Source organism: Planomonospora algeriensis (assembly GCF_977012225.1).
This window is the reverse complement of the sequence record NZ_CDRNDK010000697.1, coordinates 1-2,375: the sequence shown is the minus strand read 5'-3', so window position 1 is coordinate 2,375 and position 2,375 is coordinate 1. Positions and strand designations below refer to the sequence as shown.

The following is a 2,375-nucleotide window of genomic DNA, read 5'->3' as shown; positions in this document are numbered from 1 at the left end:
GCGCCGCGGCGCGTACGGGCCGGCCTCCCGCACGCGGGCCGGTCAGCGCGCTGCGCCGGCACGACGCCGCGCACGCGACCCACTACGCGGTGACGCTGCGGGCGTGGCTGGAGGCCCAGGGCGACCTCACCGCCGCCGCCGAGCGGCTCGGCGTCCACCCCAACACCGTCCGCAACCGGCTGCGCAGGATCGGCGAGATCACTCCGCTGAACCTGGACGACGCCCGCCAGCGCCTCGCCATGATCATCAGTCTGGCCGCCCTCGGCGACGACTAGGACGTGTTTCATAGCGCAGGTGCTCCCGGTGGGCGTGTTCCCTGCAGGCGAGGCAGGTGACGCTCTCCGGGCGGGGAGAGGTCATCGCATAGGGCACCTGGAGGCCGCAACCGGTGGTGACGACGCTCGCGGAGTCGGGCACGAGGCCCAACACCGACACCATCGCGTTGCGGCCGCCGGCGCTGGCCTGCATCGCCTTCTGGTCGACGTGGATGTGCGGATCGTTCTCGCTCATCTGCGTCCGTACCTCCGTCCGAGTCGTCCTGGAATCAGACTAAGAGCCCCTGGCAGAATGAGCTGAGACGACGCCGGCGGATCAGAGCGCAGCCCAGCTTGAGGAACGCCTCGTGGATGTCGGCGCGGACCTCCCAGCGGATGCGCAGCCGGCGAAAGGCGTGCAGCTCGCAAGAGTGCCTCCGCCCGGGATGCAAGCCTTGCCTCCGCTCGATAGCGGTCGATCGAGCAGCGGGTTCGTGTCAGGTCGTCAGGTCGTCAGGTCGTCAGGTCGTCAGGCGGATGAGTGGTCGCGGTCGAGGAGGGCCAGGCCCGTCCGGGTGGGGTGATGCAGGACGGCGCTGCGGTGCCGGCGGGTCGTGATGAGGCCTGCCTCGCGCAGCACGGCGGTGTGCTGGCTGACCGCCGCCGAGGAGATGTCCAGGCGGCGGGCCAGGGCGCCGGTGGTCGCCACGCCGCCGGCGATGGCGGTGAGCACCGACGCGCGGGTGCGGCCCAGGAGGTTGGCCAGCGCCCGCCTGGAGGTGCCGGCCGCCCAGACGCCCGCGGCATGGTCGACGTCGAGCACGGCGGGGTAGAGCAGGATGCAGTCGGCGGGATCGGCGGGGTCGTACATCACCGACGGGTTCCGCAAGAAGAACGACGACACCAGCAGCAGGCCCCGCCCGCCGGGGGTGAGGTCGGCGTCGAACTGGTCGCCGCAGTCGATGTGAAGGGTCGGCGGCGTCCACCGGATCTTCGGGTGCAGGCTGGACAGCAGGCCGTCGACGCCGCGGTCGAGCAGGACCGTGCCGCGCCGGGCGCGCTCGGCATCCAGGTGCGCGCCCATGGCCGTCCAGTGCGGGCCGACGGCGGCGTGGTGGTAGGCCTGCACCGTGGACAGCACCTCCCGCCGGGCGGCGGGGGTGTCGACGAGTCCGGCCAGCACGGCCGGCACCCGGCCGTGGTGTCCGGCGTAGAAGTCCAGCTCCGCCCGGACGGCCTGCCGGGAGCTGGCCAGAAAGGTCTCCGAGCTCTCGGCCAGGTCGCGGCCGGTGCCCGCGAGGATGGCCATGTCGAACCATGGTTTTCGCGCGGGCGTGATGGCGGCCAGGACCGCGGACCGTGCGCCGAGACCGCCGCGCACCCGGCGCCGCCAGCCGCCGAACATCGTCTCCTCGGTGCGCCCGCGCAGCGCGTGCAGGCTGAACAGGGTCTCGGCCATGGGTCCCAGCGTGGGCGCCATCCGCACCCGGGCCACGTCGTCGGCCGTGAAATGGATCCGATGCATGCGTTCCCCCCGTTCACCCGTCGACTTCGCCGCCACAGCCTGTCGCCGTGCCGTCACGTGAGGCGCTGAGCGGCGCGGTTAAGCCAGGCTTACAAGCCTCGCGGCGCGTGATTTCTTCCTGCGACAGTGAGCGGGCCGGCTCTCCGATGGTGAAAGGACGGCTCGGCCGCATGCCGCAGGCCGGTTTTCGCCGTGGCGGCGCGTCGGACCGAACGCACACGCCGGCCGAATTCGGAGTTCGACTTCGCTCGTTCTGGTGAGAAAAAGGAAGGTAAATGTCACGACTAAAGGCTTTGCTGGCAGTCTTCGGAATATTCGGCACAGTCTTGGCCGCCACGATGATCCGCCCTTCGGCGGCTCACGCCGACTGGGCTCACGACCGTTGCTCGTACGCCACGATGACCGAAGTGGTCGGCGGTCGTCCCTACGCAGACCTCATACCCGGATACCCCAAGGTATCGGTCGGGCAATTCGACCGAAGCGATACCGTCACCTACGCCCAGTCAGTGACCCACAAGGACGAGGCGACCATGGTGCAGGACAGGGCCCCGGCGAGTTTGTGAATTGATCAGCTTGATGCGCTATGCCCGACTCGG

The 2,375-nt window shown here is 70.3% G+C and carries 3 protein-coding genes; 1 reads left to right on the top strand and 2 read right to left on the bottom strand.

The features are described from left to right. Positions 1-275: helix-turn-helix domain-containing protein (locus ACWJ6R_RS34685; RefSeq protein WP_449066264.1), on the top strand; the 275-nt coding region annotated here is incomplete at its 5' end. Here the strand turns inward: ACWJ6R_RS34685 and ACWJ6R_RS34680 are convergent. Together ACWJ6R_RS34680 and ACWJ6R_RS34675 are read right to left on the bottom strand one after the other, a co-directional pair. Further along, entirely contained in the window at positions 247-510 is a 264-nt protein-coding gene (locus ACWJ6R_RS34680) for a hypothetical protein (protein WP_449066263.1), read from the bottom strand. The two genes, ACWJ6R_RS34685 and ACWJ6R_RS34680, sit on opposite strands and share 29 nt — an antisense overlap. Before the next feature lie 273 nt (positions 511-783). Next, complete coding sequence (locus tag ACWJ6R_RS34675) at positions 784-1,779, bottom strand: ArsR/SmtB family transcription factor (protein ID WP_449066262.1); 996 nt, start codon at positions 1,777-1,779, stop codon at positions 784-786. Between the last annotated feature and the right edge of the window lie 596 nt (positions 1,780-2,375).

What these genes read in the sequence shown, in the direction of transcription:
- ACWJ6R_RS34680 (WP_449066263.1), bottom strand. Translation starts at nt 510, where the DNA reads ATGAGCGAGAACGATCCGCACATCCACGTCGACCAGAAGGCGATGCAG.
- ACWJ6R_RS34675 (WP_449066262.1), bottom strand. Translation starts at nt 1,779, where the DNA reads ATGCATCGGATCCATTTCACGGCCGACGACGTGGCCCGGGTGCGGATG.